General features: G+C 69.4%; 27 protein-coding genes, 2 tRNA genes and 2 pseudogenes. 13 read left to right on the plus strand and 18 right to left on the minus strand.

Features of this window, described 5'->3' with window-relative positions:
• Positions 1–61 precede the first annotated feature (61 nt).
• Both aceB and FGL15_RS04875 read left to right on the plus strand, forming a co-directional pair.
• Positions 62–1717 carry a malate synthase A gene (gene aceB / locus FGL15_RS04870; RefSeq protein WP_138947203.1) on the plus strand — a complete coding sequence of 552 codons (1656 nt, stop codon included), beginning with the start codon at positions 62–64 and terminating at the stop codon, positions 1715–1717.
• Between the two features lie 118 nt (positions 1718–1835).
• Complete coding sequence (locus tag FGL15_RS04875) at positions 1836–3047, plus strand: pyridoxal phosphate-dependent aminotransferase (RefSeq protein WP_138945169.1); 1212 nt, start codon at positions 1836–1838, stop codon at positions 3045–3047.
• A 46-nt stretch (positions 3048–3093) separates the two neighbouring features.
• Here the strand turns inward: FGL15_RS04875 and FGL15_RS04880 are convergent, their stop codons facing one another.
• From FGL15_RS04880 to FGL15_RS04915, 8 genes are all read right to left on the minus strand, one after another.
• Positions 3094–4230, minus strand: coding sequence for a UDP-N-acetylmuramate dehydrogenase (locus FGL15_RS04880; RefSeq protein ID WP_138945170.1), 1137 nt, complete (start codon positions 4228–4230; stop codon positions 3094–3096).
• Between the two features lie 11 nt (positions 4231–4241).
• On the minus strand, positions 4242–4673 hold the full coding sequence (locus FGL15_RS04885; protein ID WP_240773798.1) for a MaoC family dehydratase: 432 nt from the start codon (positions 4671–4673) through the stop codon (positions 4242–4244).
• Positions 4670–5119, minus strand: a complete 450-nt coding sequence (locus FGL15_RS04890) for a MaoC family dehydratase N-terminal domain-containing protein (RefSeq protein WP_085512810.1) — start codon at positions 5117–5119, stop codon at positions 4670–4672. The genes FGL15_RS04885 and FGL15_RS04890 overlap by 4 nt, the downstream gene beginning before the upstream one ends.
• Before the next feature lie 63 nt (positions 5120–5182).
• Positions 5183–5980, minus strand: a complete 798-nt coding sequence (locus FGL15_RS04895; RefSeq protein ID WP_138945171.1) for a sulfite exporter TauE/SafE family protein — start codon at positions 5978–5980, stop codon at positions 5183–5185.
• A complete protein-coding gene (locus tag FGL15_RS04900; RefSeq protein WP_138945172.1) occupies positions 5977–6567 on the minus strand; it encodes a histidine phosphatase family protein in 591 nt (196 codons plus the stop codon). Before FGL15_RS04900 ends, FGL15_RS04895 begins: the two co-directional genes overlap by 4 nt.
• Positions 6568–6627: 60 nt before the next feature.
• Positions 6628–6930, minus strand: a complete 303-nt coding sequence (locus FGL15_RS04905) for a DUF3253 domain-containing protein (protein WP_205858688.1) — start codon at positions 6928–6930, stop codon at positions 6628–6630.
• A gap of 21 nt (positions 6931–6951) precedes the next feature.
• On the minus strand, positions 6952–7398 hold the full coding sequence (locus FGL15_RS04910; protein ID WP_165767072.1) for an ImmA/IrrE family metallo-endopeptidase: 447 nt from the start codon (positions 7396–7398) through the stop codon (positions 6952–6954).
• On the minus strand, positions 7343–7786 hold the full coding sequence (locus tag FGL15_RS04915) for a helix-turn-helix domain-containing protein (RefSeq protein ID WP_138945173.1): 444 nt from the start codon (positions 7784–7786) through the stop codon (positions 7343–7345). Before FGL15_RS04915 ends, FGL15_RS04910 begins: the two co-directional genes overlap by 56 nt.
• Before the next feature lie 151 nt (positions 7787–7937).
• Between FGL15_RS04915 and FGL15_RS20500 the strand changes: the two genes are divergently transcribed.
• The 3 genes from FGL15_RS20500 to FGL15_RS04930 all read left to right on the plus strand — a co-directional run bounded on the left by FGL15_RS20500 (position 7938) and on the right by FGL15_RS04930 (position 9872).
• Positions 7938–8318, plus strand: coding sequence for a hypothetical protein (locus tag FGL15_RS20500; RefSeq protein ID WP_205858689.1), 381 nt, complete (start codon positions 7938–7940; stop codon positions 8316–8318).
• A 110-nt stretch (positions 8319–8428) separates the two neighbouring features.
• Positions 8429–9079 (plus strand): M23 family metallopeptidase, encoded by a 651-nt coding sequence (locus FGL15_RS04925; protein ID WP_168223318.1) that lies wholly within the window; start codon positions 8429–8431, stop codon positions 9077–9079.
• 103 nt (positions 9080–9182) lie between these two features.
• Entirely contained in the window at positions 9183–9872 is a 690-nt protein-coding gene (locus tag FGL15_RS04930) for a M23 family metallopeptidase (RefSeq protein WP_138945175.1), read from the plus strand.
• A 102-nt stretch (positions 9873–9974) separates the two neighbouring features.
• Here the strand turns inward: FGL15_RS04930 and FGL15_RS04935 are convergent, their stop codons facing one another.
• Positions 9975–10676 carry an SDR family oxidoreductase gene (locus tag FGL15_RS04935; protein ID WP_138945176.1) on the minus strand — a complete coding sequence of 234 codons (702 nt, stop codon included), beginning with the start codon at positions 10674–10676 and terminating at the stop codon, positions 9975–9977.
• A gap of 92 nt (positions 10677–10768) precedes the next feature.
• On the opposite strand from FGL15_RS04935, the gene FGL15_RS04940 reads away from it, so the two are divergent.
• From FGL15_RS04940 to FGL15_RS04955, 4 genes are all read left to right on the plus strand, one after another.
• Positions 10769–11167 (plus strand): MerR family transcriptional regulator, encoded by a 399-nt coding sequence (locus FGL15_RS04940; protein ID WP_138945177.1) that lies wholly within the window; start codon positions 10769–10771, stop codon positions 11165–11167.
• Positions 11168–11309: 142 nt separating this feature from the next.
• The gene (locus FGL15_RS04945; RefSeq protein WP_138945178.1) at positions 11310–11873 is read left to right on the plus strand and encodes a hypothetical protein; all 564 of its coding nucleotides are present in this window, start codon (positions 11310–11312) and stop codon (positions 11871–11873) included.
• Positions 11874–11955: 82 nt separating this feature from the next.
• Entirely contained in the window at positions 11956–12507 is a 552-nt protein-coding gene (locus tag FGL15_RS04950) for a hypothetical protein (RefSeq protein ID WP_138945179.1), read from the plus strand.
• A 37-nt stretch (positions 12508–12544) separates the two neighbouring features.
• On the plus strand, positions 12545–13042 hold the full coding sequence (locus FGL15_RS04955) for a DUF3592 domain-containing protein (RefSeq protein ID WP_138945180.1): 498 nt from the start codon (positions 12545–12547) through the stop codon (positions 13040–13042).
• 39 nt (positions 13043–13081) lie between these two features.
• On the opposite strand, the gene FGL15_RS04960 is transcribed toward FGL15_RS04955, so the two are convergent.
• Positions 13082–13387: a nucleotidyltransferase family protein gene (locus FGL15_RS04960; RefSeq protein ID WP_138945181.1), complete on the minus strand. Its 306-nt coding sequence runs from the start codon at positions 13385–13387 to the stop codon at positions 13082–13084.
• Between the two features lie 280 nt (positions 13388–13667).
• Between FGL15_RS04960 and otsB the strand changes: the two genes are divergently transcribed.
• The 3 genes from otsB to FGL15_RS04975 all read left to right on the plus strand — a co-directional run bounded on the left by otsB (position 13668) and on the right by FGL15_RS04975 (position 15450).
• Positions 13668–14444, plus strand: coding sequence for a trehalose-phosphatase (otsB, locus tag FGL15_RS04965; RefSeq protein ID WP_138945182.1), 777 nt, complete (start codon positions 13668–13670; stop codon positions 14442–14444).
• Positions 14445–14703: 259 nt separating this feature from the next.
• The gene (locus FGL15_RS04970) at positions 14704–15015 is read left to right on the plus strand and encodes a hypothetical protein (RefSeq protein ID WP_138945183.1); all 312 of its coding nucleotides are present in this window, start codon (positions 14704–14706) and stop codon (positions 15013–15015) included.
• Positions 15016–15240: 225 nt separating this feature from the next.
• The gene (locus tag FGL15_RS04975; RefSeq protein WP_138945184.1) at positions 15241–15450 is read left to right on the plus strand and encodes a hypothetical protein; all 210 of its coding nucleotides are present in this window, start codon (positions 15241–15243) and stop codon (positions 15448–15450) included.
• A gap of 139 nt (positions 15451–15589) precedes the next feature.
• Here FGL15_RS04975 and FGL15_RS04980 read toward each other — a convergent pair whose 3' ends face one another.
• The 5 genes from FGL15_RS04980 to FGL15_RS05000 all read right to left on the minus strand — a co-directional run bounded on the left by FGL15_RS04980 (position 15590) and on the right by FGL15_RS05000 (position 17655).
• Entirely contained in the window at positions 15590–15853 is a 264-nt protein-coding gene (locus FGL15_RS04980; protein ID WP_138945185.1) for a hypothetical protein, read from the minus strand.
• 141 nt (positions 15854–15994) lie between these two features.
• Positions 15995–16071 (minus strand) — tRNA-Met (locus FGL15_RS04985).
• A gap of 42 nt (positions 16072–16113) precedes the next feature.
• Positions 16114–16185 (minus strand) — tRNA-Thr (locus FGL15_RS04990).
• Between the two features lie 80 nt (positions 16186–16265).
• Positions 16266–17018 (minus strand): lytic transglycosylase domain-containing protein, encoded by a 753-nt coding sequence (locus FGL15_RS04995; protein ID WP_240773799.1) that lies wholly within the window; start codon positions 17016–17018, stop codon positions 16266–16268.
• A 259-nt stretch (positions 17019–17277) separates the two neighbouring features.
• Positions 17278–17655 carry a PGPGW domain-containing protein gene (locus FGL15_RS05000; RefSeq protein ID WP_138945186.1) on the minus strand — a complete coding sequence of 126 codons (378 nt, stop codon included), beginning with the start codon at positions 17653–17655 and terminating at the stop codon, positions 17278–17280.
• A 236-nt stretch (positions 17656–17891) separates the two neighbouring features.
• On the opposite strand from FGL15_RS05000, the pseudogene FGL15_RS05005 reads away from it, so the two are divergent.
• Positions 17892–19576: pseudogene (locus tag FGL15_RS05005) on the plus strand (glycoside hydrolase family 13 protein).
• Between the two features lie 202 nt (positions 19577–19778).
• Here the strand turns inward: FGL15_RS05005 and treZ are convergent.
• The 3 genes and pseudogenes from treZ to glgX all read right to left on the minus strand — a co-directional run bounded on the left by treZ (position 19779) and on the right by glgX (position 25958).
• Positions 19779–21553 (minus strand): annotated as a pseudogene (gene treZ / locus FGL15_RS05010) (malto-oligosyltrehalose trehalohydrolase).
• Positions 21554–21558: 5 nt separating this feature from the next.
• Positions 21559–23913, minus strand: a complete 2355-nt coding sequence (gene treY, locus FGL15_RS05015) for a malto-oligosyltrehalose synthase (RefSeq protein WP_138945187.1) — start codon at positions 23911–23913, stop codon at positions 21559–21561.
• Entirely contained in the window at positions 23910–25958 is a 2049-nt protein-coding gene (gene glgX, locus FGL15_RS05020) for a glycogen debranching protein GlgX (protein ID WP_138945188.1), read from the minus strand. The genes treY and glgX overlap by 4 nt, the downstream gene beginning before the upstream one ends.
• Positions 25959–26024: the final 66 nt, after the last annotated feature.

Genomic DNA, 26024 nt, shown 5'->3' on the forward strand with positions numbered 1-26024 from the left:
GAGCCTGTCGAAGGGCCATCCGACGCACGACCATCCGAAACGGAGTCACCCCATGAACACCATGCTCGCTTCCCCATCGACACCAACCACCGCGCCGGTGCCCACGCAGCGCACCGGCCCCGCCATCGAGGTCGTCGGCCGTCTCGGTGACCGGTACGAGGAGATCCTCACCCCGGACGCGCTCGCCTTCCTCGCCGAACTGCACCAGCGGTTCGCGGGTGCGCGCCATGACCGCCTCGCCGAGCGCATGCGCCGACGCTTCGAGATCGGGAACGGCCGCGACCCGCGGTTCCGCGACGACACCGCGGCGATCCGGGAGGACCGCTCCTGGCGCGTCGCCGGCGCCGGGCCCGGTCTCGAGGACCGCCGGGTCGAGATCACCGGCCCCACCGATCCGAAGATGACGATCAACGCCCTCAACTCCGGCGCGAACGTCTGGCTCGCCGACCAGGAGGACGCGACGAGCCCGACGTGGGCCAACGTCATCGGTGGTCAGCTCTCACTGCGCGACGCCGTCCGCGGCGAGCTGACGTTCACGAACGAGGCGGGGAAGGTGTACCGCGTCACCGCGACGGAGACGCCGACGATCGTCATGCGACCGCGCGGCTGGCACCTCGTGGAGAAGCACCTGCGGTTCATCGACCGATCCGGGGCGGCGATGGCGGCCTCCGGGAGCCTCGTCGACTACGGCCTCTACATCTTCCACAACGCCCGACCGCTCATCGACGCCGCCCGCGGGCCGTACTTCTACCTCCCGAAGTTGGAGTCGAGCGAGGAGGCGCAGCTCTGGGACGACGTCTTCACGTTCACCGAGGAACGCCTGGGTCTCGACCACGGCACGATCCGCGCCACCGTGCTCATCGAGACGCTCCCGGCGGCGTTCGAGATGGACGAGATCCTGTACGCGCTCCGCGACCACTGCGCCGGTCTCAACGCCGGTCGGTGGGACTACATCTTCTCGATCATCAAGAACTACCGGGGGCGCGGTGCCCGGTTCGTCCTGCCCGATCGCAGCGAGGTGACGATGACGGTGCCGTTCATGCGGGCCTACACCGAGCTCCTCGTGCAGACGTGCCACCGCCGCGGTGCGCACGCGATCGGCGGGATGTCCGCATTCATCCCGAACCGGCGCGATCCGGAGGCGACGGCGCGCGCGATCGAGAAGGTCTCAGCCGACAAGCGCCGCGAGGCGGGCGACGGCTTCGACGGGACCTGGGTGGCGCACCCGGACCTCATCGAGACCGCGAGGGCCGAGTTCGACGCGGTCCTCGGCGATCGTCCGAATCAGCTCGACCGTCTGCGTGAGGACGTGTCGGTCTCCCCTGCGCAGCTCCTCGACGTCCGCATCGGTCGCGCGGTCACGGACGCCGGTCTCCGCGACAACGTGTCGATCGCTGTCCGCTACCTCGACTCCTGGCTGCGCGGCGTCGGTGCCGCGGCCATCGACGGACTCATGGAGGACGCGGCCACGGCGGAGATCAGTCGATCGCAGGTCTGGCAGTGGATCCACCAGGACGTCGCGACCGACGACGGCCGTCCGATCACCCGTGAGCGGGTCGAAGACCTCCTCGACGAGCTCCTCGCCTCGCTCCCCCGCACCGCGGACGACCGCTTCGACGACGCCGCCGAGCTGTTCCGCGAGGTCGCGCTCAGGGACGAGTTCCCGACCTTCCTCACCGTGCCGGCGTACACGCGGTACCTCGTCGACCCCGCATGAGGACCGAGGTGAGGCACCTCGTTCCCCGGTGGACCGGGCGACGAGGTGCCTCACCTCGCTGCACGCGAGGTCGGACACATACTGTCCTCGCGACACCGGGTTGGGTACGCTCGGACTCGTGCCTGAATCGACTCCCACGCCCCGCCTGTCCACGAAGATCTCAGCGATCGCCGAGTCCGCCACGCTGAAGGTGGACGCGAAGGCGAAGGCGCTGCAGGCGCAGGGCCGGCCCGTGATCTCCTATGCGGCAGGCGAGCCCGACTTCCCGACGCCCGAGCACATCGTCGAAGCGGCGCTCGTCGCCGCCCGCGACCCGAAGGCGCACCGGTACACCCCAGCAGCCGGCCTGCCGGACCTCCGCGCGGCCATCGCGGAGAAGACGCTCCGCGACTCCGGCCTCGAGGTCGACCCGAGCCGCGTCATCGTCACCAACGGCGGTAAGCAGTCGGTGTACGAGGCGTTCCAGGTCCTGCTCAACCCGGGCGACGAGGTCATCGTCCCGACGCCGTTCTGGACCACCTACCCCGAGGCCATCGCCCTCGCCGACGGTGTCGCGGTCGACGTCTTCGCCGACGCTTCTCAGAACTACCAGGTCACCGTCGAGCAGCTCGAGGCGGCGCGCACCCCGCGGACCAAGGTCCTCCTCTTCGTCTCGCCCTCGAACCCGACCGGCTCCGTCTACTCCCCCGAGCAGACGAAGGCGATCGGCGAGTGGGCGCTCGAGCACGGCATCTGGGTCATCACCGACGAGATCTACCAGAACCTCACCTACGACGGCGTCCGCGCGACGTCGATCGTCGAAGCGGTACCCGAGCTCGCCGAGCAGACGCTCCTCGTCAACGGCGTCGCCAAGACGTACGCGATGACGGGCTGGCGCGTCGGGTGGACCGTGGGCCCGGCGGACGCGATCAAGGCACTAGGCAACCTCCAGTCGCACCTCTCCGGCAACGTGAACAACATCGCGCAGCGCGCGGCGATCGCGGCCCTCACCGGTCCGCAGGACGCCGCGGAGGCGATGCGTGAGGCGTTCGACCGCCGCCGCAAGCTCATCGTCGGTGAGCTCAACAAGATCGACGGCTTCGAGACCCCGACCCCGCAGGGTGCCTTCTACGTCTACCCCGACGTCACGGCACTGCTCGGCCGGACGTTCGGCGGGGTGACGCCCACGACGTCCCTCGAGCTCGCGGACCTCATGCTCGACCAGGCCGAGGTCGCGGCCGTGCCCGGCGAGGCGTTCGGTCCGTCCGGCTACCTGCGCTTCAGCTACGCGCTCGGCGACGACCAGCTCCTCGAGGGCGTCCAGCGGCTGCAGCGCCTCTTCGCGTCCTGACCTGAGGTCCGCTCGCCCGTCTCCGGGCGAGCGGACCTCGGCAGCGTCAGATCGTGACGCCGACCACCACGGGCTCGGGCTGCAGGAGGACGCCGAATTCGGCGTGGACGCGCGCCTGCACGAATCGCGCGAGTTCGGCGATCTCGGTGGCGGTCGCGCCGCCCCGGTTCGTCAGCGCGAGGGTGTGCTTCGTGGAGACCGCGGCGTGCGATCCGGGGAGCGCGAACCCACGACGGACGCCGGCCCGCTCGATCAGCCAGGCGGCCGAGAGCTTCGCGAGGCGCTCCACGGGAGCCGGTCGGGGTGGGTTGACGACCTCGCCGAGCGGGAAGACGTACTCGGTGTCGTCGTCGGCCGGCGGGTCGACGGGCCACCACGGGGCGTCCCCCGGCAGCGAGCGGGCGACGTGCTCGGACACGATCGGATTCGTGAAGAACGACCCGGCGCTGGCGGTGTCGGGGTCGTCCGGGTCGAGCACCATGCCCTTCGACGCCCGGAGCGCGAGCACGGTCGTGCGCACCTGGGCCAGACGGACCTGCTCGCCGACCTCCACGCCGAGCGCGAAGGCGAGCTGCTGATAGGCGATCGGTGCGGCCAGGCCGTCGGCGCCGACGTCGTCGAGCTCGATGATGATCGCGACGACCACGCCGGAGCGCTCGGGTTCCCCGCCGCCGTGACGCTTCAGGACCGACGTCCGGTACCCGAGCCCGAGTTCGGCGGCCGGGATGCGCTCGAGGGTCTGCGACTCCTCGTCGAGCAGATCGACGGCGACGAGCGACGACACGATCTCCTGTCCGTAAGCCCCGATGTTCTGGACGGGGGCCGCACCGCAGGATCCGGGGATGCCGGAGAGCGCCTCGATGCCCGCGAAGCCGTGCTCCACGGTGAAGGCGACGAGTGCGTCCCAGTCCTCACCGGCCTGCACCCGCAACCGGACGCGACCGGACGGTGCGTCCAGGCGTTCGATGCCGCGGTTGGCCGCCCGGATGACGGTCGCGTCGAGTGGCTCGTCGCCGATCAGCAGGTTGGACCCGCCGCCGAGCAGCAGCCACGGCTGGTCGGTGTTCCAGACGTCGAGCACGGCATCGATCAGCTCGGCCTCGCTCGTGCACTCCACGAGCGCGGCGGCCGGCCCACCGACCCCGAGGGTGGTGAGTTCGCTCAAACGGATGGCGTCGTTCATGGTCCTCCGGGTCAGGCGAAGCTGATGACCAGCTGTGCCTTGCCGAGCACCGTCTGCTCGGCGTAGGTGACGGTGAGGTCGACGCGCGCGGTGCGGGCTTCCTCGTCGACCTTGCCGACCTTGGCGACGATTTGGAGGTCGGCGCCGGTCTCGGGGTCGACGACGACCGGGCGGGTGAACCGCACCTGGTACTCGAGGATCCGACCGGGGTCGCCGATCCAGTCGACCACGGGCTGGGCCGCGATCCCCATCGTCAGCATGCCGTGGGCGAGTACACCCGGCAGCCCGACGGACGCGGCGACGTCGTCGCGGTAGTGGATGGGGTTGAAGTCTCCGGAGGCGCCGGCGTACCGCACGAGGGCGTCGCGCGTCAGGTGGACCGTCCGCTCCGCGACGATGTCGCCGACAGCCGGCATGGTCGGGGTCTGCTGCACGTCGCTCATCCTTCGTCTCCTCGCACCACGAGCGTCGAGGTCGCGGTGACCACCGGCTCGCCGGTGGCATCGGTCATGACCGAGTCGCACGTGACCATCGAGTGGCCGCCCAGGGACTTCACCGCGGTGACGGTGAGCTGCGCGGTGAGCTCGTCGCCGGCGACGATCGGACGGTGGTGCACGAAGCGCTGGTCGCCGTGGACTACCCGGCTGAAGTCGATACCCGCGTCGGGTGCGGCGAGCAGTTGCTGGAGCGTGTGCTCTTGGACGACGACGGCGAAGGTGGGCGGTGCCACGACGTCGGCGTATCCTGCGGCGCGGGCCGCCTCCGGGTCGAGGTTGATCGGGTTCGTCGCGAAGACGGCCCGCGAGAACTCGCGGATCTTCTCGCGTCCGACCAGGTACGGGGCGACGGGCGGGAAGACCCGACCGGCGAGCTCTGGGTTCACTGACACGCCCTCCAGCCTACCCGCTGCCCCGGCCGGGCGGCCGGGCACGGACGGACCGGCGGGGGTCGGTCAGGAGCGCTTGAGCGCCTGGAACACCATGCGGATGGCGATGACTACGAGGAACGCCGCGAAGAGCAGGTTGCCGACGAACGGCGGGACGACCGACGCGACGATGGCGCCGAGGGCCGTGGTCGTACAGGCGGCGACACCGATGATCGCTGCGGCCGTCAGGTCGACGTTGCCTCGCCGGACGTTGCCGATGGTGCCGGAGATCGCGGTCGGCACCATCATGAGCAGCGAGGTGCCCTTGGCGATGAGGTCGCTCGCACCGAACAGCAGGATGAGCATCGGCACGACGACGACCCCGCCGCCGATGCCGAGCAGCCCCGACAGGACGCCGGTCAGGAAGCCGAGCACGATGAGGCCGATGATCGATCCGACGTGCAGATCGATCTCGGCCGTGCGGGACGGGACGATGAGGAACAGGGAGACCACCACGACGAGCAGGAAGCCGATGAAGCCCCACTGGAGCGTCTTCTTGGGGAGCTTGGAGAGGAGGTAGCTGCCGAGTTGCGCGCCGCCGATGGCACCGATCGCCAGGAGGATCGCCGCCACCCAGTCGACGGTCCCGTTCACCGCGTAGGAGACGACGCCGACGAGCGAGGTCGGGACGATCGCGGCCAGGGAGGTCCCCGCGGCGAGCCGCTGGCCGAAGCCGAGCAGGAAGACGACGGCCGGGACGATGAGGATGCCGCCGCCCACCCCGAACAGCCCGGAGAGGAATCCGGCGGTCAGCCCGATGCCGATCAGCCAGGCGACACCGGACGGGGAGCGGACCGGACGGCCGGTCGAGTCGCTCCCGCTCACTGCGCGCTGGAGCCGGACAGCGCCGTCTCGAGCGAAGGCGTCGTGCGAGCGGTACCGGCATCCAGGAGCGACCAACCGGTGTCGGTCGCCTCGATGACCGACACGGAGCAGTTCTCCAGCGGTGGGACCGTCGTACCGGAGAGGTGGCTCAGCGTGAGTCGGATGAGCGTGCCGTGGCTCACGACGAGGACGTTCTGCCCGGGGAAGTCGCGTGCGATGGCGTCGATGCCGCGGAGTCCGCGTTCGATGACCGACTCCTCGGTCTCGAGGTTCGGGTACTGGTGGTCTGGCCAGTTCTCGAGGACCATCTGCGCCGTCGCGCCCTCGGCGTCGCCGTAGTGGCGCTCGACGACGTCGGGGTAGGTGGGGCCGAGCTCGAGACCGAGCGCGTCCGCGATGATCTGCGCGGTCTCGCGTGCGCGCCCCAGCGGGGAGCTGACGACGACGTCCCAGGTGCCGGTGAGCCGAGGGGCGACCGTGGCCGCCTGCTCCCGCCCGGTGTCGTTCAGGGGGATGTCCGTCGTGCCCTGCAGCCGTCGTTCGAAGTTCCAGGCGGTCTGTCCGTGACGGATGAGGGCGATGGTCATGTCTCCAGCCTAACCGGCGTCGGACCGAGCTCCTCCGGTCTCAGGACGACAGGGGGCGCACTACTCGACGTCGGCGTCCTTGGCCCATCGGATCCGGATGGGGCCGCGAACCGTCGCGCGGTCGACCGCCTCGTCGCCCTGCGTGATCCGCACCCGGCCTTCGTCGACCAAGCGCCAGGCGACCCGGCGGGTGTCGTCCATCAGCGCTCGCCAGTCGTCGCCACCGACCGCCCGAGCGACATCGGACGGACAGATGGACGAGGTCGCGGCCCGCTTCCCCAGCAGGTCGAGCATCGTCGATTCCAGGAGGTCGTCGTCCACGGCTGCCGCAGGCTGCGGGTCCGGTGCGGCTTCGTCGGTCATGGTCCCAGTATGCGCGCGCCGCTACGCGAGGTCGGCGTGCTGGGCCAGGTCCGCATGCTGCGCGACAAAGGCCCGGGCGAGGCGCTTCGTGACGCCGAGTTCCGCGACGAGATGCTCGAGGTCCGGTGCCCAACGCGCGATGGCTCGGAACTCGTCGAGGTCGATGAGGTTCGACGCGGCGAAGCGGTCGGCCTGCACCTCGTGCTTCGGTCGGTCGTCCTCGTGACCGAGCACGCAGTGCGCGATGCCGTGGGCGAGGGCGTTCCGCCGGTGGACGGACCGGAGCGACTCCTGGATGACGATCGTGTGCGCGGACGGCAGCCAGCGCTCGTGGGACACCCGCAGGGGCCGGAAGATCACGGCGAGACCGAGCTCCTCCGCGTGCGCATACGGGTCGTAGGCGCGCCCTCGCTCACGGGGCTTCCGGCTCGGGTTGCTCCAGTTCTCCATCGGTGATTGCCGCCCCACGTTCCCCCTCCAACTGCTCCGTCGTCCACGACGCAGCTTCCCTCTGCCGGCGTCTGCGATCCAGCTCGTCATTCGTAGCAGTCGTGTCCGACACCGGAGCCACACGCTCGTCGTCGCTCGCCTGCAGTTCGGCCTCGATCCGGCTCATCCCCCCGACCGCTTGCAGGGCGTCGGCCAGGAGTCGCAGCGGATCAGCACCGGTCGCCGCGCAGAGCGTGACGAAGGTCGGGCCGCTGATCTCGCTGCGACCGGCGAGGACGCGCTGCAGCGTCGTCGGACTCATTCCCGTCGCCTCAGCCAGAGCGCGCTGATTCATGCGTCGCCGCTTGTAGGCGGCCACGAGTTCGTCCGCCAACGCCTGATTGACCATCGCCTCTGCTGCGTTCACGTTCCGATCGTAGCCAGAAAGCCTGTCATGAACGGCAGAAAACCTGCCTCATGCGCTCTATAGTGTCACCTCCGACCTGAATGATGCCAGATGAGACAACTTCTGGGAACCATCCAGGTCTTCTACCACCACCAACGCCCGAGGAGGCACCATGACCGAACACCGGACCGCTCCAGAACCACCGACACCACCGACACCACCGCCCGTCCCGTTTCCAGCACAGCGGATCATCCGCACCGTGATCCAGACGACCGCGGCCGTGATCCTGAGCTCGGTGGCCTGCATCACGACCGCGAGCATCATCGCGCCACAACTCCTGGAGGCGATCCGGGAACTCCTTCCGGACGACGTCTACGCCTGGGCGGCGGCGGCCGTGGCCACGACGGCGGCGATCGCCGCAGCGCTGGCCCGGATCATGGCGATCCCCGGCGTGAACGGGTTCCTGACGAGACTGAGAGCAGGATCCACACCCCGCCATGCTCGACTCGATTCCGACGCCGAATCTGCCTCTGAAGAAAGAATTTCAGGATGAATCGACAGAATAAACTGGACAATACGACGAGATTGTCATAGAGTCTCTCTCGAACACACGTTCGAATGTCGGAGGACACATCCTCCACGAAACAACAGATTGGAGGCAGAGTGGCGCTCAACAACTACGTGCTGAACGGCCCGTCCACGGTGATCGCGGACGACAACCGCGATCCCTACGTGTCCTGGCAGAACCACCTCGACCGGACCGGCCGAGGCGGGGTCGACCTCGTCGCCGCTGTGGGCACCCCGGTGCTCGCACCCACGCCCGGAACCATGAACTGGGTTCCGAACGACGGATCAGCGGGCAACTCGTGCCGCTTCAACCATGACCAGAACCCCGGATGGGCCGATGTGTTCTCGCACCTCGACCGATACGTCGGGAGCAACGGTCAGCACTTCAACCAGGGCGACATCATCGCCTATTCGGGCAACACGGGAGGCGTGCCTCAGCACCTCCACCGTCACCTGCTCGACCCCTCTGGCAGCCGCCAGAACCCGTGGAGCTACTTCGGCTCCGCGAACCCATCAACAAGTACAGGAGAACAACTCGTGAAGATCATCCGTCAGGGACAGTCCGGCTACGTCTGGCAGGGCAAGCAGACCTTCGGCGCCATCGCGCTCGTCGGCCCCGGCTACGTCCGCTACATCGCAGCACCCGTCGTCTACGACGCGCTGGTGCCGACCTACGGGCCGTACGTGAACCTCACGGGCGACCAGTTCTACACCACCATCCGGGAGCTCACGTCGAACCAGGCGTAGCGCACCGGTGACCTCGAGTCACCACTGACCGGCAACGGAGAACGGCCTCCGAGCAGACCGTAACTGCTCGGGGGCCCACCCTCCGCGCCACGAAAGGAGCCACATGGTCCTCCGCTATCAACACCCGTTCCCGCAGATGGATCTGGCCGACGGCTGGGGTTCGATGGCCGGAGGACGATCCCAGCGACACCGCGGGCTGGACTACCAACCGGGCGCCGGGGCTGCGGTCCCCGCGGTCGCAGCCGGCGTCGTCTCCGCCAACCGCTGGAGCGACGCCCTCGGCAACGTCCTCGTCATCGCTCACCCCGACGGCATGTACTCGGGCTACTGCCACCTGGCGGCCGCCTCACCGCACCAGGTCGGCGCGGCGGTCGTCCGCGGTGAACCCGTCGGCGTCGTCGGGAACACCGGGTCCGCTTCCAGCGGAGCCCATCTGCACCTCACCATCACCTTCACCGCGGACGGCACGTGGAACAACGCCGACATCGGGGTCACCACCGATCCGTATCCGTTCATCAACGCTCGCCTGAACGGCGAGGACCCAGGACACCCGCTCAAGGAGTCAGACATGCCCAAGATCATCAGCGTGCCGGCCGGCACCATCGCGCTCGTCACCGAGACGTTCGGAACGATGTACACCTCACCCGGCGGCGCGCAGGGGTTCTCCATCGCCGCCAACACGAAGGCCTACGGTCAGGTCACCGGCCTGACCGAAGACCAGGTGAAGACCCTCGTGGCCGAGGCGAACGCCCGAGGCCAGCGCATCGCCGACCTCGTCGCGGCCGCGCGGTAACGCACACCGGCATGAGGAAGCCCCCGAGCAGACCGTAACTGTTCGGGGGCTTCCTCCATTCTGCACCGTGCACGTCTCGTGCACAGCGCCCAGGCTCCATGCTCAGGCGAACTGTGCGTAGAACGCGTCGGGGTCGTGGGCGAGCGAGGCCTTGACCATGGCGCTCCACTCGTCGACGACGACCTCGGAAGCGCCGGCTGCGACGCCGTCGAGGCTCGCCCGTGCGACGTCCGCGGGGTCGACCATGGGGCCGTCGTAGCCGGCCATGATGTCGGTGTCGGCGGCCCCGAGGTGGAGCCCCTGCACCGTGACACCCTTCGGGGCGAGTTCCAGACGGACCGCGTTCGTCATGTTCCACTCCGCCGCCTTGGCCGCGGCGTATCCGCCGGAGCCGGGGTGGGCGAACCAGCTCAGGGCGGAGAGCACGTTGACGATCGTCCCTCCACCGTTCGCTTCGATCACCGGCGTGAACGCACGCACCATGGCGAGGTTGCCCCAGTAGTGCGTATCCATCTCGCGCCGAGCGTCCGCGAGGTCGCCGGTCAGCATCGAGCCCTGCGTGGCGATCCCGGCGTTGTTGACGAGCAACGTGACGTCGGTCGCGATCTCGGCCGCCGCAGCGACGGACGCCTGATCGGTGATGTCGAGCTGCAGCACTTCCACGCCCGGGATGTCGACGAGTTCCGGGCGCCGCGCGGTCGCGTACACCTTCGAGGCCCCGCGCTCGAGCAGCTGCACGACGAACCTGCGTCCGATGCCCCGGTTCGAGCCGGTGACGAGTGCGACGGATCCTGCGATGTCCATGATTCCCTTCCGCGTGCGAGGCGATCCCGCAGCAGCCTGGTTAGGCTAAGACCTCACATCAATGTCAGGTGCAAGCCAGGAACGGAAGCTCGATGCGCATCGGAGATCTCGCGGCTCGGACCGGGGTGAGCGTTCGCTCGCTCCGCTACTACGAGGAGCAGGGGCTGCTCACGGCCACCCGCACGACGAGTGGCCAGCGGACCTACGAACGAGCGGCGGTGGAACGCGTCGAGCTCGTGCAGCAGCTGTTCGCGGCCGGCCTGCCGAGCCGCACGATCGTCCAGCTGCTCCCCTGCGTCGATGCCGGTGTCGCGACGCCGGAGTCGCTCGAGCTGCTTCGGACCGAACGCGACCGCATCACCGCGCAGATGGCGGACCTCGAGGCTGCGCGCGCCCGCCTCGAAACGGTCATCGACATCACCCTCCACCCGACGCCGGAGCACTGCCCAGCCCTACGCGAGGACCTTCCGGCCGAGCTGGACGCCGCCTGACGCCGTCCGGCACGGCTCCGCCATGGTCGGCCCATCGCGGCTACCATGACCACGTCGGAGGTCAAGGGCGCAACCGGTCGCTCGCCTTCGCGGCAGCCGAGTCGGGCACACCTGAGCCCGGCTCCCGATCGGGGGATCAACGATGAGCGAACCAACGAAGCAGGGACCAGCGACCGCGACCGAATCGGTCGCCGCCCAGGCGGCGCGCACCCGCCTCGAGGAGCGCATGGCGGGCATCGAGTCGATCCTGATCTCGGTCCCGATGCTGCTGCTCGAGATCGCGCTCATCCTCTCGCTGTTCGTCCCCTACGCGATCCAGACGAAGACGGATGAGGACCCTGAGTCCTTCAATCTGTTCTTCTTCCTCGCGGGCTTCGCGGACCGTGACGACGACGGCGACCCTGATCCCGCATCGATCCTGTTCGCGAGCGCGTTCCTGGTGCTCATCGTCGTGATCATCGGCACGATCTGCACCGCGCCGATGCTCGCGGGCAAGCGCGTCTCGTCCCGGGCCGGGGCGACCGCGGTGACCTTCATCATCGTGCTCATCCTCGGCAACATCGGCGCCTGGATGGTCATGCTGATGGGGGTCTACGCCGACTCGCCCTGGACCATCGGTCCAGCTCTGCCACTGCTCAACCTCGGCACCCTGCTCGCGGCGATGATCGCCTTCATGCCCGGCTACCGTCGCATCTGGGAGCGATGAACGTTCGGGGCCAGAGCGCGATGGGGAGCACTGCCCATCCGACGATCGTTGCGGACTCTCGCCGCGTTGCCATACTGAGTCCGTGAGTGGAACCGACGTTGCGCCGACGGGCGTGCTGCAGGACTATCAGTGGGCCGTCGAGGCCGAGCTGCAGAACACCCCGTTCATCGTCACCAGCCTCCCCGACGGGTTTCAGGTCGGGTACGACCTCGCGGACGCCCGCTGGTGGAACGTCCTCCAGCTGAACGAGGTGTCCGACAGCATCACTTACACCGTGCGGGTCGATGAGCGACGTCGGCGGTTCAGCATCACGGACACGGTCAAGCGGATGAGCTGGTCGGCTGGTGTCTCCGGCTTCGTCCCGCGCCTCTCCTGGTCGTTCCCCTGGCAGTCCGGCCGAGTCCGGTACGGCAGGGTCATCATGCTCGGGACCTCCCCCGGCGGGTTCGAGATCGCGTTCAGCCCCGAGAACGAACGGGCGCGCATCAAGGAGATCGGCGAGGAACTCGGTCTGCGTCCCCGCATGAGCCCCCACATCAGCATCGGGCTCTGGGCGGCGGCCGGTGGCGTCGCGATCGGCCTGATCGTGCCCGCCATCATCATGCTGAGTCTTTCCCTCACTGGGAACCACTGATGCAGGAGCTTCGAATCGGGACGGTGGCGCACTGGTGATGGCACGGAAACGCGCGACGGGCGACACACGGGGCTTCCTGCACAGCAGGGTGTTCCAGACGGTGGCGATCGTCCTGATGCTGTTGGCCGGTCCGGTGGCCGTGGTCGTCGGTTCCTTCATGATGGCTGCCGACAGCGACCTGTTGCAGAACGGGGAGCGGACGAGTGGGACGGTCACCGAGGTGGATGACGGGAGGAAGGCATCGGACCACCGGTTCAGGACCGACTATCTGGCACCCGACGGTTCGCCACAGCGGGTCTGGGCGGACTGGCCCCTCGACGGAAAACCCGCCGTCGGCGACGTCGTCACGGTGATCTACCGAGCGGACGACCCCGGCACGGCGGTGCTCGAGGGCTATGACGGACCGGGGACCTCGGTCGTCGGCATCGGTATCGTGCTGACCGGCGTGAGTCTCCTAATCGGCACCGCCATGCTCGTCGGCGTCCTGCTCCGTGCAGGCCGGGGACCCGACCCCGGCGAGACTTCGAAGGGCTGACGCCACGCTGTTCGCGCATCCCACAGGAGAGCTGCCGATTTAGGCCGCATACAGCTCTTCTGCGCCGGCGTAGGCCGAGGCAGCGAAGTACGGGGTCCGAACAGCGGACGCCATCACGAGGTCGACCGGACGGCCGAACAAGGACTCAAGGTCTTCTCGAAGACCGAAGTACGCGTCGAACGGATCTGTCGACCCCGGTACGAACTCGACGAGCAGGTCGACGTCGCTCCGGCCATCGTCGAACTGATCGGACAGGGTGCAGGCGAAGACGCGCAACCTGGCGACCCCTCGCGCGCGACAGATCACTCCGAGCGCGCTCGCGTCGACCGAGATCCGCGACGTCATGGAGGGAAGTCCACCGATTCCGCACCAGCTAGGGCAGGCAGAAGGACCCGAACTCGTGCTCGTCCCGATCTCGGTGGAGTGGGGGCTCGTGGCCACCGTGCACAATGATGCGTCGACGACGTCGCCATGTCCTCGGCGATCGAGGGTGACCGCGTCGACGTCCCGGCCTGCCCCGATCACGGACGAGCGCATCGAGGCTTCTCCACGTCGGCGCGTCTGATCCCATCATGTGTCGTCTGCTCAACCGTCCACGGGCACGAGGCATGGCTAGGCTTGGTTGATGAGCTCCGATGACGAAGTGATTCAGGCCATTGCCGCTGGTTCCGATGCAGGACTCGTGATGGATTTCGACGGTGTCCTCTCCCTGATCACGGACGAGCCGGCCCTCAGCGAGTTGCTGCCTGGCACGGCGCAGACGCTTGAGCGCCTGGCTGGGAAGCTCTCCACGGTCGCGCTCCTCTCTGGGCGCCCGGTGGGTTTCCTCGCCGACCGCGCCACGATCCCCGGCGTCGACCTCTACGGTTCCTACGGTCTCGAACGTCTCACCGACGGCGGCATCGACGTCGTGCCCGAAGCCCAGGAGTGGACGGCTGCTGTCCAAGCCGCGACACGCGAACTCCACCGAGAACTCGACAGCATCGACGGTGTCGACGTCGAAGAGAAGTCCCTCGCCGTCGCGGTCCACTGGCGCCGTGCACTCGACCGCGCGGCGGCCGAGCAATTGGTGGCGCCGCTCGTCGAGCGCATCATCGACGAGTTCGGGCTCAGGCGGGAACCCGGCAAGTGCGTCGAAGAGCTGCGGATGCCCTTGGATGAGGACAAAGGCACGGCGCTGCACAGGATCATCCGGGCTGATGGCTTGGGTGTTGTCGCATACGCCGGTGACGACCGTGGGGATCTGCCTGCGTTCCGGGTGGCGCTGGCCAGCGGCGGGTACGCACTCGTCGTCGACGGCCCCGACGCTGCGGAGGAGGTCGCTCGGGTGCCCGGAGTCCACTTCTCCGGTCCCGGCGAGTTTCAGCAGTGGCTCCGGCAACTCGACGACGCTCTGGGATGACCGGATCGCTCTGAGAACCAGTAGCCTCGATGAGATCCTCTCCGCGTGGGCGGGCACGCTCAGTGCACGCACGGCAGGGCGGCATGACACCAGGGGGAAACGCATGAATCACTCGTCCGTGCGATTCATCGCTGTCGTGTCTGCAGTCGTCGTCCTCGGCGTGAGCATTGCCGGCTGTACCTCATCGTCGTTGCCTGAGCAGACCGCCACGGCAGGCGGATCCGGCTCGGCAGTCGCGGCAGCTACGACCTGTGGCGCTGTGTCCGTCGTCTTCGCGAACCTCCAGAGCGCAGACTCGGACTTCAGGGCAGGCCGCATCACGGAGGCAGAATGGGTTGCCATGACCAACCTGGCCAAGACGGATCTCGACGGCATACGCAGGTTCCGCGATTGGGGTCTCCAGGACGAGCTCAGTGGACTGACCGACTACATGACGACTCATGAGGCGCTGCCGTCTGGCGCACAGTTCGACTCGACAACCGATGAGTTCGGTGGGCTCCAGAACGACATGCGAGACGCCTGCGAAGCCAACGGCTCGCCGGTCACGACGTTCGCGACCTCGGGCGGTTGAGGGCTCTCACGCCGACGACGATGTGACTCCGACCTTGTGGAGCGTCGTCCTGCCCACCCGTGTTCGGCGCGAACAAAGATGACCTCGATCAACCTGCAGGGCATGTCGCACAACACTCAGACGGTTGTGGGCAGAGGCGTCCGACGAGTTGCGCGGCAGACGGCGCGGATCACCTGCCGCCGAACAGGCATTGCGCTTCCACGGCCCCTGCTGCACGCTGGGGTCATGCGAGCGATGGTGGGAAGCCGGGGCGAGATGGTCGGCGGGCTGCTCGTGGTCGCGGCCTCTGTCGCACTGCTTGTCGCCGCGTTCGCCTACGGCGCAGGAGACGAGCTCGCGTTCTTCGTGCTGATCATCGCCTTCGCCGCGGGGACGACGGGCTTCGGTGTACTCGTCGCGAGCCGCGAGGCCCGCTTCCGGCGCGACAAGCGCTGACGCACGGTCAGATGGCCAGCGGTGAACACTCCCGATGCGGCGAGGAGCGCGTCTCAGGCGATGGTCGTGCCGCTCCAGGATCCCCTGGGCGGCCAGTCCCTGATCAGCCGAGGGTCACCGACGGTCTGACCGAGTACAGCTAGAAGCCGGCGGCGATCAGCTGGGCCGCGGGATTCCAGCCCTCCGGCGGCGGGTCCCGCGGACTGGTGCTCCACCACGGCATCCCCTTGGCGATCCACGCCTCGCGCAACTGCTCGTGGGTGCGGTTCGCGTCGTCGTTGCCGAACTCGGTGCCGCAGCTCGGGCAGATGTCCCAGAAGGCGAGCCCGTCGCGGGAGGGCGGGCTGTCGAGCCCGGGGTAACCGCACACCGGGCAGGTGTAGGTCTCAGCGCTGGCGGGCATTGAAGTACTCCAGGTTGCTGTCATGGCCGGGGGTTGCGGGGCCGACACCTTGGTCGTCACCGAGGACGGTGGAGCGATTGCCACGGTCCAACAGAAAAGCACCGAAGAAATCTCCGGTGCTTCTCTCTTGAACAGCTGATCTGGTAGCAGGAGAGAGATTCGAACTCTCGACCTCACGATTATGAGTCGTGCGCTCTCACCAACTGAGCTACCCTGCCACGTCTCTCCGTATGCCGGCGAGAGCAGTGACGGAGAGAACGAGCCCCGAGCGGGACTTGAACCCGCGACCTCTTCCTTACCAAGGAAGTGCTCTACCACTGAGCTATCGGAGCGCGAACCAGACCGCTCACGCGGAAATGGCACCAGTAGAGACTAGCATCCCGCGAGGGGTGCTTCGTACACCGGATCGGGATCAGTTCGCGGCGAAGGTGTCCGCGGCGTGGACGACCTTCTGCAGGTACGACGCGGCCCCGTTGTACGACCCGATCGCCGCGATCCAATCGGCCTCGATGCGGAGGTCCCGGCCACCGTGGCACAGGTAGTGCGCTGCGGCGAGCGCCGCGTCATCGATCTGCTGCGGGTCCGCGACACCGTCGCCGTTCCCGTCCGCGCCCCACCGCTGCCAGGTGGACGGGATGAACTGCATCGGCCCGACCGCACGATCCCATCTGGCGTCGCCGTCGAAGGCGCCGCGGTCCGTGTCGGTGACGGCGTCGAACTCGGTGCCGGTGAGCGCCGGGCCGACGATGGGTGGAACGGCCCGCCCGGCGTCGTCGAGCGCACCGCCGAAGATGGTGCCGTGGCCTGACTCGACGCTGCCGAGCGCGGCCAGGGTGTTCCAGGCGATCCCGCAGCCCGGTTGGCTCTCGGCGACGGCGAGTGCCGCACCGGCGTAGGCGACCATCGCCCGCTCGGGGATGCCGATGCGGAGCGCCGTGGCCGTCGCCCAGGCACGGTCCACCCGGTCGGTGACGGCCACCGGCGCTGTTCCGGCCGAGCCCGCGGCGGGGATGCCCGGTCCCTCGACGGCGGCATGTGGCGCGGTTCCGAGGGTCGAGTCCCGTGCTTCCGCTCGACTGATGAGCTCCGGTCCCCAGACGACCGCTGCCACGATGACGGCGAGACCGACGATCGCGACCGCCCCGCCGGCGACGAGCCATCCCACACGGATGCCCGCCCGCCGGTTCCGGCGCGTCGGCGCGGCGGGTCGCCGGGAGCGGTTGCGCGCGCTGGTCGGTCGGGATCGCGGCTTCCGCGTCGAGCGGGTGGCGCTGGTCGTGCGTCGTCCGGGCGCAGCGGTCTTGCGTTGTGCGGGCCGGCGGGCTCCACTCCCCTTCGCCGATGTCCCCACTGGTCCACCGTAGCCGGGTGGTGGTACAGGCACGGTTCGCCCACGCGAGCCGGGTCAGCGATGCGCCACGGAGTCAGTGCTCCGGCGCGGCCTTCGCGGCCTGCTTGGCCTGGCGCTTCGCCCGAAGGTCTTTCGCGACGGCGACGCCCTTCTTGGCGGCGGCGTTCGCCTTCGTGCTGGCCTGCTTCGCACCCTCGAACTCCGCGGCGAGGACGGCGAGCCCGCCGACGGCGATCAGTGCGCCCGGCCCGGGGAGCGGGATCAGGGCCACGCCGAGCGCCACGGTGCCACCGCCGACGACTCCGACACCCGCACGGTACACCCGGTTCGCGGTCGGATTCCGACGGATGATGCCACGCGTCGTCCGGGCCGCTGATCCGGCGATGCCTCCCGCCTGCGCGGCGACGCGCTTCGCCGTGCTGCGGGCCGAGCCGTCCGATTCCGTGGTCATGTCCCCACTCTAAGCAAGGCGGGCAGGTCGGTGGCCGGGAATACGGTCCGAATCGACAGCCGCGCGCCAGCCCCGGCGACAGCGCGCTGGCCAGTCCACGAGCGGCGATGGGCCCCGTGAATGGCCTAGGGTAGCGACATGGACTCCGCCCTCCCGACCACGTCGGCGACCGCAGCTCAGCACGCCTCCCCCGCAGGAGGCTCCACCCCGGTTCGGAGTGGTGGCGCTCCGCCGTCATCTACCAGATCTACCCGCGATCCTTCGCGGACGCGAACGGCGACGGCCTCGGCGACCTGCCCGGGATCACCTCCCGCCTCGGCGCCCTGCAGGAGCTCGGCGTCGACGCCATCTGGCTGTCCCCGTTCATGACGAGCCCGCAGAAGGACGCCGGCTACGACGTCGCCGACTACTGCGACGTCGACCCCATCTTCGGCACGCTCGCCGACTTCGACGCGATGACCGCCGCCGCGCACGCCGCCGGCATCCGCGTCATCGTCGACCTCGTCCCCAACCACTCCTCGAGCGCCCACCGCTGGTTCCAGGAAGCCCTGGCGGCCGGGCCCGGCTCGGCGGAGCGCGCCCGGTACATGTTCCGCGACGGCAAGGGCGAGTACGGCGAGATCGCCCCCAACAACTGGGAGTCCGTCTTCGGCGGCCCGGCCTGGACGCGCGTCACCGAGGCCGACGGCACGCCTGGCCAGTGGTACCTGCACATCTTCGACTCCTCGCAGCCCGACTTCGACTGGACGAACCCGTGGGTCCGCGAGCAGTTCCGCGACATCCTCCGGTTCTGGCTCGACCGCGGCGTCGACGGGTTCCGCGTCGACGTGGCGCACGGCATGATCAAGGCCGACGGCCTGCCCGACTACACCCCACCGGCCGAGGGCGGCAGCATGGGTGGCGCCTCGGCGGGCGTCGCACTCGAACCCGGTATCAGCACCGGGCCCGCCTCGTGGCCGGAGACCGCTCCATACTGGGGTCAAGACGGCGTGCACGAGATCTACCGCGACTGGCACGAGCTCCTGGAGACGTACGACGGCGACCGCGTGCTGTGCGCCGAGGCCTGGGTCGACCCTCTCGACAAGATGGCCCTGTGGGTGCGCCCCGACGAGATGCAGCAGGCGTTCAACTTCCCGTACCTCGAGACCCCGTGGAACGCCGCGGACCTCAAGGCGGTCATCGGCGAGTCGCTGAGAGCGTTCGCGCAGGTCGGCGCTCCGAGCACGTGGGTGCTGTCCAACCACGACGTCGTCCGGCACGCGTCCCGCCTCGCGCTCACGGAGGAGAACCCCAGGGCTACGGCGTCGGTCCGAACACCCCCGGCCAGCCGGATCGCGCGCTCGGGCTGCAGCGGGCCAGGGCGGCGACCGCCCTCATGCTGAGCCTGCCCGGTGGGGCGTACCTCTACCAGGGCGAGGAGCTCGGACTTCCCGAGGTCATCGACCTGCCGGACGACGCCCGACAGGATCCGACCTGGTTCCGAACGAACCACGAGCGGTACGGCCGCGACGGCTGCCGTGTGCCGATCCCGTGGGAGGCCGGGCACCCCGCGTACGGCTTCAACACGACCGGTGCGTCCTGGCTGCCGCAGCCCGACGACTGGAACGACTACTCGCGCGACGCACAGGCCGGCATCCCCGGTTCGACCCTGGAGCTGTACCGCACGCTGCTCCGCCTGCGCCGCGAGCACACGCTGGGACTCGGTTCGATCGCCTGGATCGAGGGGGCTCCCGACACCATCCTCGCGCTGACCAACGGCGCGGTCACGGTCGTCGCGAACACCGGTGCCGACGACATCGCCGTCCCCTCGTCGCTCGCGGACTCGTCCGTGCTCGTCGCGAGCGGACCCTTCGACGGCAGCACCATCCACGGCGACACCACGGTCTGGTTCACGACGCCGTCGACCCTGCCCGTCGGCTGAGTCACCCCGCGGGCCGGTGTGCCAGCGCGGTGCGCCGACGTGACCGCGGGCGTTTCGGCGTCGGCGCGTTGCGCTGACGCGAGCGCGCCGGAATCGGCCCCGCCGCGGGGCGTGTGCGTGAGCGCGCCCCTCCGGAGGGGTGCGCTCACGCCGTAGACCCGCGCTCGCGTCAGCGCACCGCGCTGGCCCAAGGGCAGGCAGGTCAGTGGTGGAGGATCGCGACCGCGTGGGGACCGAGCCGGAGTGATCCGTCCGTCGTGACGACCTCACCGAAGCTGTCGAGGAGTTCGCCGACCCGCAGTGCGAGCTCGACCGGCTCCGTCCCGAAGTTCACCGCCAGGGTCGCCGAGCCACGACGCAGGACGAACGAGCCGGTCGCCTCGTCGACGATCGCCGTCGTGTCGGCGAAGGCCGGATCGGTGAACGCCGGGACCGTCCGCCGCAGCTCGATCACCCGTCGGTACCAGGTCAGCAGCGTCGCGTGCCGCCCACGGGATCGCTCCGACCAGTCGAGCACCGACCGACGGTAGGTCTCGGGATCCTGGGGATCCGGCACGTCAGCCTCGTTCCAACCCATCCGGGCGAACTCGGCTATCCGGCCCTTCGCCGTCGCCTCACCGAGCTCGGGCTCCGGGTGCGAGGTGAAGAACTGCCAGGGCGTCGAGGCGGCCCACTCCTCCCCCATGAACAGCATCGGGGTGAACGGCCCGAGCAGCGTGACGGCGGCCGCGATGGCGAGCTGCCCGTCGTCGAGGGTCGCGGCCAGCCGGTCGCCCGTCGCGCGGTTCCCGATCTGGTCGTGGTTCTGGTCGGACACGACGAGCCGCCAGCTCGGCGTCCGTTCGAGGTCGATGCGGCGGCCGTGGTGGCGCTTGCGGAAGCTCGACCAGGTGCCGTTGTGGAAGAACCCCTCCTCCATGACCTTGCCGAGCGCACCGAGCGGCGCGAAGTCGGCGTAGTAGCCGGACACCTCGCCGGTGAGCGCGACATGGAGCGCGTGGTGGAAGTCGTCGCTCCACTGCGCGTCGAGACCGTACCCACCAGCACCGCCGGGCCCCGGGGCGTGATGAGCTTCGGGTCGTTCAGATCCGACTCGGCGATGAGCGTGAACGATCGGTCGAGGTCGGCGCTGAGCGCATCCACCGCGGCGTCGAGTTCTTCGAGGAGGTGGATCGCACGGGTGTCGTGCAGGGCGTGGACCGCGTCGAGGCGCAGGCCGTCCACCCCGTACTCCTCGAACCACAGCAGCGCGCTGTCGATGATGTACCGACGCACCTCGTCGGAGTCCGGCCCGTCGAGGTTGAGGCCGTCGCCCCAGGTGTTGCCGGCGCCGTCCGCGAGGTACGGGCCGAAGCGGGGCAGGACGTTGCCGGAGGGACCGAGGTGGTTGTACACGACGTCCTGGATGACGGCGAGCCCGCGCTCGTGGCAGGCGGCGACGAAGCGACGGTAGCCGTCCGGTCCGCCATAGGCCTCGTGGACCGCCGACCAGAAGACGCCGTCGTAGCCCCAGTTCCAGACACCGTTGAACGCGTTGACCGGCAGGATCTCCACGGCGTCGACACCCAGCTCGACCAGGTCGTCGAGGCGTTCGATCGCTCCGTCGAAGGTGGCCGCCTCGGTGAAGGTGCCGATGTGGAGCTCGTAGAGCACGGCACCGATGAGCGAGCGACCCCGCCAGCCGGTCCCGTCGCACGGCACGGGGTCGGATGCGACGACGCGCGACGGGCCGTGGACGCCCTCCGGCTGCCGACGCGAGCGCGGATCGGCGAACGGACCCTCACCGTCGACGAGGTAGCGGTAGTCGCTGTCGACGACCGCCGCGCGTGGCTCGGCACCGTCGAGCGCGATCCACCACCCCTCGGCGACGTCGCGGTCCATCGGGTGCTGCTCACCGTCCAGGACGAGGTCGACGCGCTGGGCCTCGGGTGCCCAGACACGGAACCCGTCAGCCGGACTCGTGGTGCTGGTCGTCATCGTGCTCACTCCTCGCTCGCGGCCTCGGCCGCATCGTCGGGCCGCGTCAGGACGGCGACGGGATACTGCTCCAGCAGCGCCGCGAGACGGACCTCGCCACCCTGCAACTCACGGCCCGTCAGCACGTCGACGAGCCGGCCTTCCGGCAGGGTGACCGTGGTCGACTTCCAGCCACCGTGCTCCGCGAGCCGGAGCGAGAGCCGGGTCGCGACCGTGATCACGCCACCGCGCGAGAACGCGACGACGTGGTCGGCTGCCGGTCCGTCCGCCCCGATGGGCGTGTACTCGGTGAAGCGCGACGGGTGCTCCCGTCGCAGACGCAGGAGTCGGCTGGTCACGAGGAGCTTCGCCGCGCCGTCGGCGTCGACCGGCGGCAGCCACCCCTCGTCGAGACGGGCGAGCACCGCGCGACGCTCGGCGTAGTCGACCGGACGACGGTTGTCGGGGTCTACCAGCGACCGGTCCCAGAGCTCGCTGCCCTGGTACACGTCCGGCACGCCCGGCATCGTGAGCTGGATCGCCTTGGCGACCAGACTGTTCGACCATCCGGCCGCCTCGACGTCCGCGACGGCGTCGAGCAGCGCGGCGTTCGCACGACGGCTGTCATACAGTCCGTCGACCGCGGCGTGCAGGGCGGCCTCGAACGTCTCGTCCGGTGCGGTCCAGGTGGTCGAGTCGCCGGCCTCGCGGGCGGCCTTCTCGACGTAGGCGTGCAGTCGTTCGCGCTCGATCGGCCACGCACCGACGGCCGCCTGCCAGACCAGCTGCTCGAGCTGCCGGTCGGGGAAGCCGTTCGAGGTGTGGAGGGCGACGGCGTGCTCCGCCCACCGGTCCGCGACCTCGCTCAGGGCGTCGATGCGGGCGCGGACGTCCTCGCTGCGCTTCGTGTCGTGCGTGCTGAGCGTCGTCATCGAGGACGGCCACTCCGCCTGCCGCCGTGCCTGGCGGTGGTGGAACTCGGCGACGCTGATGTCGGTCTCGGCGGGGTCGCCGCCGACCTCGGTCAGCGAGGTGAGCGCCGTGTAGCGGTAGAACGCGGTGTCCTCGACGCCCTTCGCCATCACCATGCCCGAGGTCTGCTGGAACCGCGCGGCGAGCGGATCGGTCGAGCTGCGCAGGCGCGGAGCCAGCGCGGCGAAGGCGTCCGCGAGCTCCGGCCGACGGGTCTCCGCCTCGTCGAGTGCGGCGTCGAGGTACTCGTCGCCGAGCGGCAGGTAGGAACGATAGACGGGGAACGCGGTCAAGATCTCGGCGAGCGCGTCGACGGCGTCCGGCACCTCGGGGACGAGCCTCGCCAGGCGTCGGACCTCGGACCCGAGGATCCCGTCGGCGATGCCCCGCTTCGTGGTGTGCACGAGGTCGTCCCAGGCGTCGCGCGTCAGCTCGACCCCCGCAAGCTGACCGAGCGTCGGCAGGCCGTCCGGGTCGACGAGCACCCGGTCGACGTCGCCCAGGGCGTCGTAGCCGGTGGTGCCGAGCGTGGCCCACTCGGCCGGGAGGTCCTCTTCGCCCTCGAGGATCTTCTCCACCCAGATGGGTGCTCCGCCGATGCGCTCGGACAAGCGGTCGAGGTAGGCACCGGGGTCGAGGAGCCCGTCCGGGTGGTCCACGCGGATCCCGTCGGCGAGGCCGTCGTCGAACCAACGACCGATCTCGACGTGCGAGCCGTCGAAGACCGCCGGTTCCTCGACGCGGATCGCGGCGAGCGTGTTGACGGCGAAGAACCGTCGGTAGTTCAGCTCGCTGTCGGCGCGGCGCCAGTTGACGAGTTCGTAGTGCTGCCGATCGTGCACCTCGCGCGGGCTCGCGTCGTCGTCCGCCGTCCCGGGAGCGATGGGGAGTCGGTGGTCGAAGTACCGCAGTTCGCCGTCCTCGATGCTGAGGTCGTCGAGCGCACTGCGGCCGTCCTCGTCGTCGCCGAGGATCGGCACGCGGATCCGACCGGCGCCGGCCTCCCAGTCGACGTCGAACGCCGCGGCGTGCTCCGCGTCCCGGCCATGCTGGAGCAGGTCCCACCACCAGGCGTTCTCCACCGGTGTCGCGACGCCCATGTGGTTGGGGACGGTGTCGATGAGGACGCCGAGGCCCGCCGCGTGGGCGGCCTCGGCGAGCGCTGTGAGCCCCTCGGCACCGCCGCGTTCCGGGTCGACCACGGTGTGGTCGACGACGTCGTAGCCGTGGGTGGATCCAGGTTCCGCGCGGAGGATCGGCGACAGGTAGACCCAGTCGGCGCCGAGGGCCTGGAGGTAGTCGACGAGCGCCGCGGCGTCCTGCAGCCGGAAGTCGGCGGTCAGCTGGAGGCGGTAGGTCGAGACGGGCACGGCGGAACGCTGTGGCCCGCCGCCGGACACGTCGGTCATGATGCGACCCCCGATCGCAGGAGGGTGAAGGAGGTCCCCTGCACGATCACCGTCGTCGACCCCTCGGCGAGCATCTGCTCCGGGTCACTCGACTCGACGAGCGTCCATGGCAGGCCGGGAGCCTTCGGCAGGCTGAACTCCACGCCGTTCTCGGCCGCGTTCAGCAGCAGGGCGAACGAGGCCGATCCGGCGTGACGGAACACGAAGGTGATCGACCGGGCGTCGGGGTTGTCCCAGTCCTCGTCGGCGAAGGGTTCGTCGTCGGACCGGGTGATGAAGACCCGGTCGTCGGCCTTGGAGCCCGGACCCTGGCGGAACCAGTCGGGTCGCAGCGCCGGCTCGGCGAGGCGCAGGGCGATCAGGCGCTTCGTGAAGCCGAGGAGGTCGTGGTCGGCCTTGTCCCAGTCGAACCACGACACCTCGTTGTCCTGGCAGTAGGCGTTGTTGTTGCCTCCCTGGGTGCGGGCGATCTCGTCGCCGCCGAGGAGCATCGGGACACCGGCCGACAGCAGCACGGTCGCGAGGAAGTTGCGACGCTGGCGATCGCGGCGCGCGTTCACGGCGGGGTCGTCCGTCGGGCCCTCCGCACCGTTGTTGCTGGAGCGGTTGTCGCTCTCGCCGTCGTTGTTGTCCTCACCGTTGGCGGCGTTGTGCTTCATCGAGTACGCCGTGAGGTCGGCCAGGGTGAAGCCGTCGTGCGCGGTGACGAAGTTGACGCTGGACAGCGGCGAGCGCCGGGACGCCTCGTAGACGTCCGGGCTGCCGAGGACGCGCTGCGACATGGTGCCGAGGACGCTGTCGGCGCCGTTCCAGAAGTCGCGGACGTCGTCGCGGAACTTCCCGTTCCACTCGGACCAGCTCGCGGGGAAGCCGCCGACCTGGTAGCCGGCGGTGTCCCACGGCTCGGCGATCATCTTGATGGGTGCGAGGACCGGGTCCTGCTCGATGAGCGACAGGAACGCGCTGTGGATCTCGGCGGAGCCGTCCTGGCGGGTGAGCGTCGTCGCGAGGTCGAAGCGGAAGCCGTCGACGTGCATCTCGGTCACCCAGTAGCGCAGGGAGTCCATGATGAGCCCGAGCGCCGCGGGGTGGCCGACGTTGACGCTGTTGCCCGTGCCCGTGGTGTCGAAGTAGTGCTCGCGGTCCTCGTCGACGAGACGGTAGTAGGCCGCGTTGTCGATGCCCTTGAAGGACAGGGTCGGGCCCATGTGGTTGCCCTCGGCCGTGTGGTTGTAGACGACGTCGAGGATGACCTCGAGGCCGGCCGCGTGCATCGCCTTGACCATGGCCTTGAACTCGTCGACCTGCCCACCGGTGTCGCCGGCGGCCGCGTACTCGCCGTGCGGGGCGAAGAAGCCGATGGAGTTATAGCCCCAGTAGTTGCGGAGGCCCTTCTCCTCGAGGTGGCTGTCCTGCACGAACTGGTGGACGGGGAGGAGCTCGACCGCGGTCACACCGAGGTCGGTGAGGTAGCGGATGGCAGCCGGGTGGGCGAGGCCGGCGTAGGTGCCGCGGATCTCCTCGGGCACCTCGGCGAGCTGCTTGGTGAAGCCCTTCACGTGGACCTCGTACACGATCGTCTCGGCGAGCGGGATGCGCGGAGCGACGTCCTGGCCGTCGGCGTCCCAGTCGAACGAGGACGGGTCGGTGACCACGCCGAGCGCGACGTGCCCTGCGGAGTCGGTGTCGTCCATCGTCTCCGGCGCGTCGAGGCGGTGGCTGAACTGCGCCTGGCCGAGGTCGTAGCGCCCCGTGACCGCCGTCGCGTGCGGGTCGAGCAGCACCTTGGCCGGGTTGTGGCGGAGACCGTTCGCCGGGTCCCAGGGGCCGTCGACACGGATGCCGTACCGCGTCCCGGGGACGAGGCCCTCCACCAGTCCGTGGAACACGTGTCCGGTGCGCTGTTCGAGGCGCGTCTGCTGCTCCTCACCGCCCTCGGGGAAGATGCACACGGTGACGGCGTCGGCGGTCTCCGAGTAGATGGCGACGTTCGCACCATCGCCCCGAAGGGTGACGCCGAGCGGATAGGGGGTCGAGAGCGTCATGGCGCCCTTTCACTCGAAGGGATCGATCGTTGATGAGACGGTACACCGACCGGATGACTTCCCCGG

Origin of the sequence: Plantibacter sp. M259, assembly GCF_006065115.1 — a bacterium.
GTDB classification, from domain to species: Bacteria; Actinomycetota; Actinomycetes; order Actinomycetales; family Microbacteriaceae; genus Plantibacter; species Plantibacter auratus.

What these genes read in the sequence shown, in the direction of transcription:
- aceB (WP_138947203.1), top strand. Translation starts at nt 62, where the DNA reads ATGCTCGCTTCCCCATCGACACCAACCACCGCGCCGGTGCCCACGCAG.
- FGL15_RS04880 (WP_138945170.1), bottom strand. Translation starts at nt 4,230, where the DNA reads ATGAACGACGCCATCCGTTTGAGCGAACTCACCACCCTCGGGGTCGGT.
- FGL15_RS04885 (WP_240773798.1), bottom strand. Translation starts at nt 4,673, where the DNA reads ATGAGCGACGTGCAGCAGACCCCGACCATGCCGGCTGTCGGCGACATC.
- FGL15_RS04900 (WP_138945172.1), bottom strand. Translation starts at nt 6,567, where the DNA reads ATGACCATCGCCCTCATCCGTCACGGACAGACCGCCTGGAACTTCGAA.
- FGL15_RS04905 (WP_205858688.1), bottom strand. Translation starts at nt 6,930, where the DNA reads ATGACCGACGAAGCCGCACCGGACCCGCAGCCTGCGGCAGCCGTGGAC.
- FGL15_RS20500 (WP_205858689.1), top strand. Translation starts at nt 7,938, where the DNA reads ATGACCGAACACCGGACCGCTCCAGAACCACCGACACCACCGACACCA.
- FGL15_RS04930 (WP_138945175.1), top strand. Translation starts at nt 9,183, where the DNA reads ATGGTCCTCCGCTATCAACACCCGTTCCCGCAGATGGATCTGGCCGAC.
- FGL15_RS04935 (WP_138945176.1), bottom strand. Translation starts at nt 10,676, where the DNA reads ATGGACATCGCAGGATCCGTCGCACTCGTCACCGGCTCGAACCGGGGC.
- FGL15_RS04940 (WP_138945177.1), top strand. Translation starts at nt 10,769, where the DNA reads ATGCGCATCGGAGATCTCGCGGCTCGGACCGGGGTGAGCGTTCGCTCG.
- FGL15_RS04945 (WP_138945178.1), top strand. Translation starts at nt 11,310, where the DNA reads ATGAGCGAACCAACGAAGCAGGGACCAGCGACCGCGACCGAATCGGTC.
- FGL15_RS04955 (WP_138945180.1), top strand. Translation starts at nt 12,545, where the DNA reads ATGGCACGGAAACGCGCGACGGGCGACACACGGGGCTTCCTGCACAGC.
- FGL15_RS04960 (WP_138945181.1), bottom strand. Translation starts at nt 13,387, where the DNA reads ATGACGTCGCGGATCTCGGTCGACGCGAGCGCGCTCGGAGTGATCTGT.
- otsB (WP_138945182.1), top strand. Translation starts at nt 13,668, where the DNA reads ATGAGCTCCGATGACGAAGTGATTCAGGCCATTGCCGCTGGTTCCGAT.
- FGL15_RS04975 (WP_138945184.1), top strand. Translation starts at nt 15,241, where the DNA reads ATGCGAGCGATGGTGGGAAGCCGGGGCGAGATGGTCGGCGGGCTGCTC.
- FGL15_RS04980 (WP_138945185.1), bottom strand. Translation starts at nt 15,853, where the DNA reads ATGCCCGCCAGCGCTGAGACCTACACCTGCCCGGTGTGCGGTTACCCC.
- FGL15_RS05000 (WP_138945186.1), bottom strand. Translation starts at nt 17,655, where the DNA reads ATGACCACGGAATCGGACGGCTCGGCCCGCAGCACGGCGAAGCGCGTC.
- treY (WP_138945187.1), bottom strand. Translation starts at nt 23,913, where the DNA reads ATGACCGACGTGTCCGGCGGCGGGCCACAGCGTTCCGCCGTGCCCGTC.
- glgX (WP_138945188.1), bottom strand. Translation starts at nt 25,958, where the DNA reads ATGACGCTCTCGACCCCCTATCCGCTCGGCGTCACCCTTCGGGGCGAT.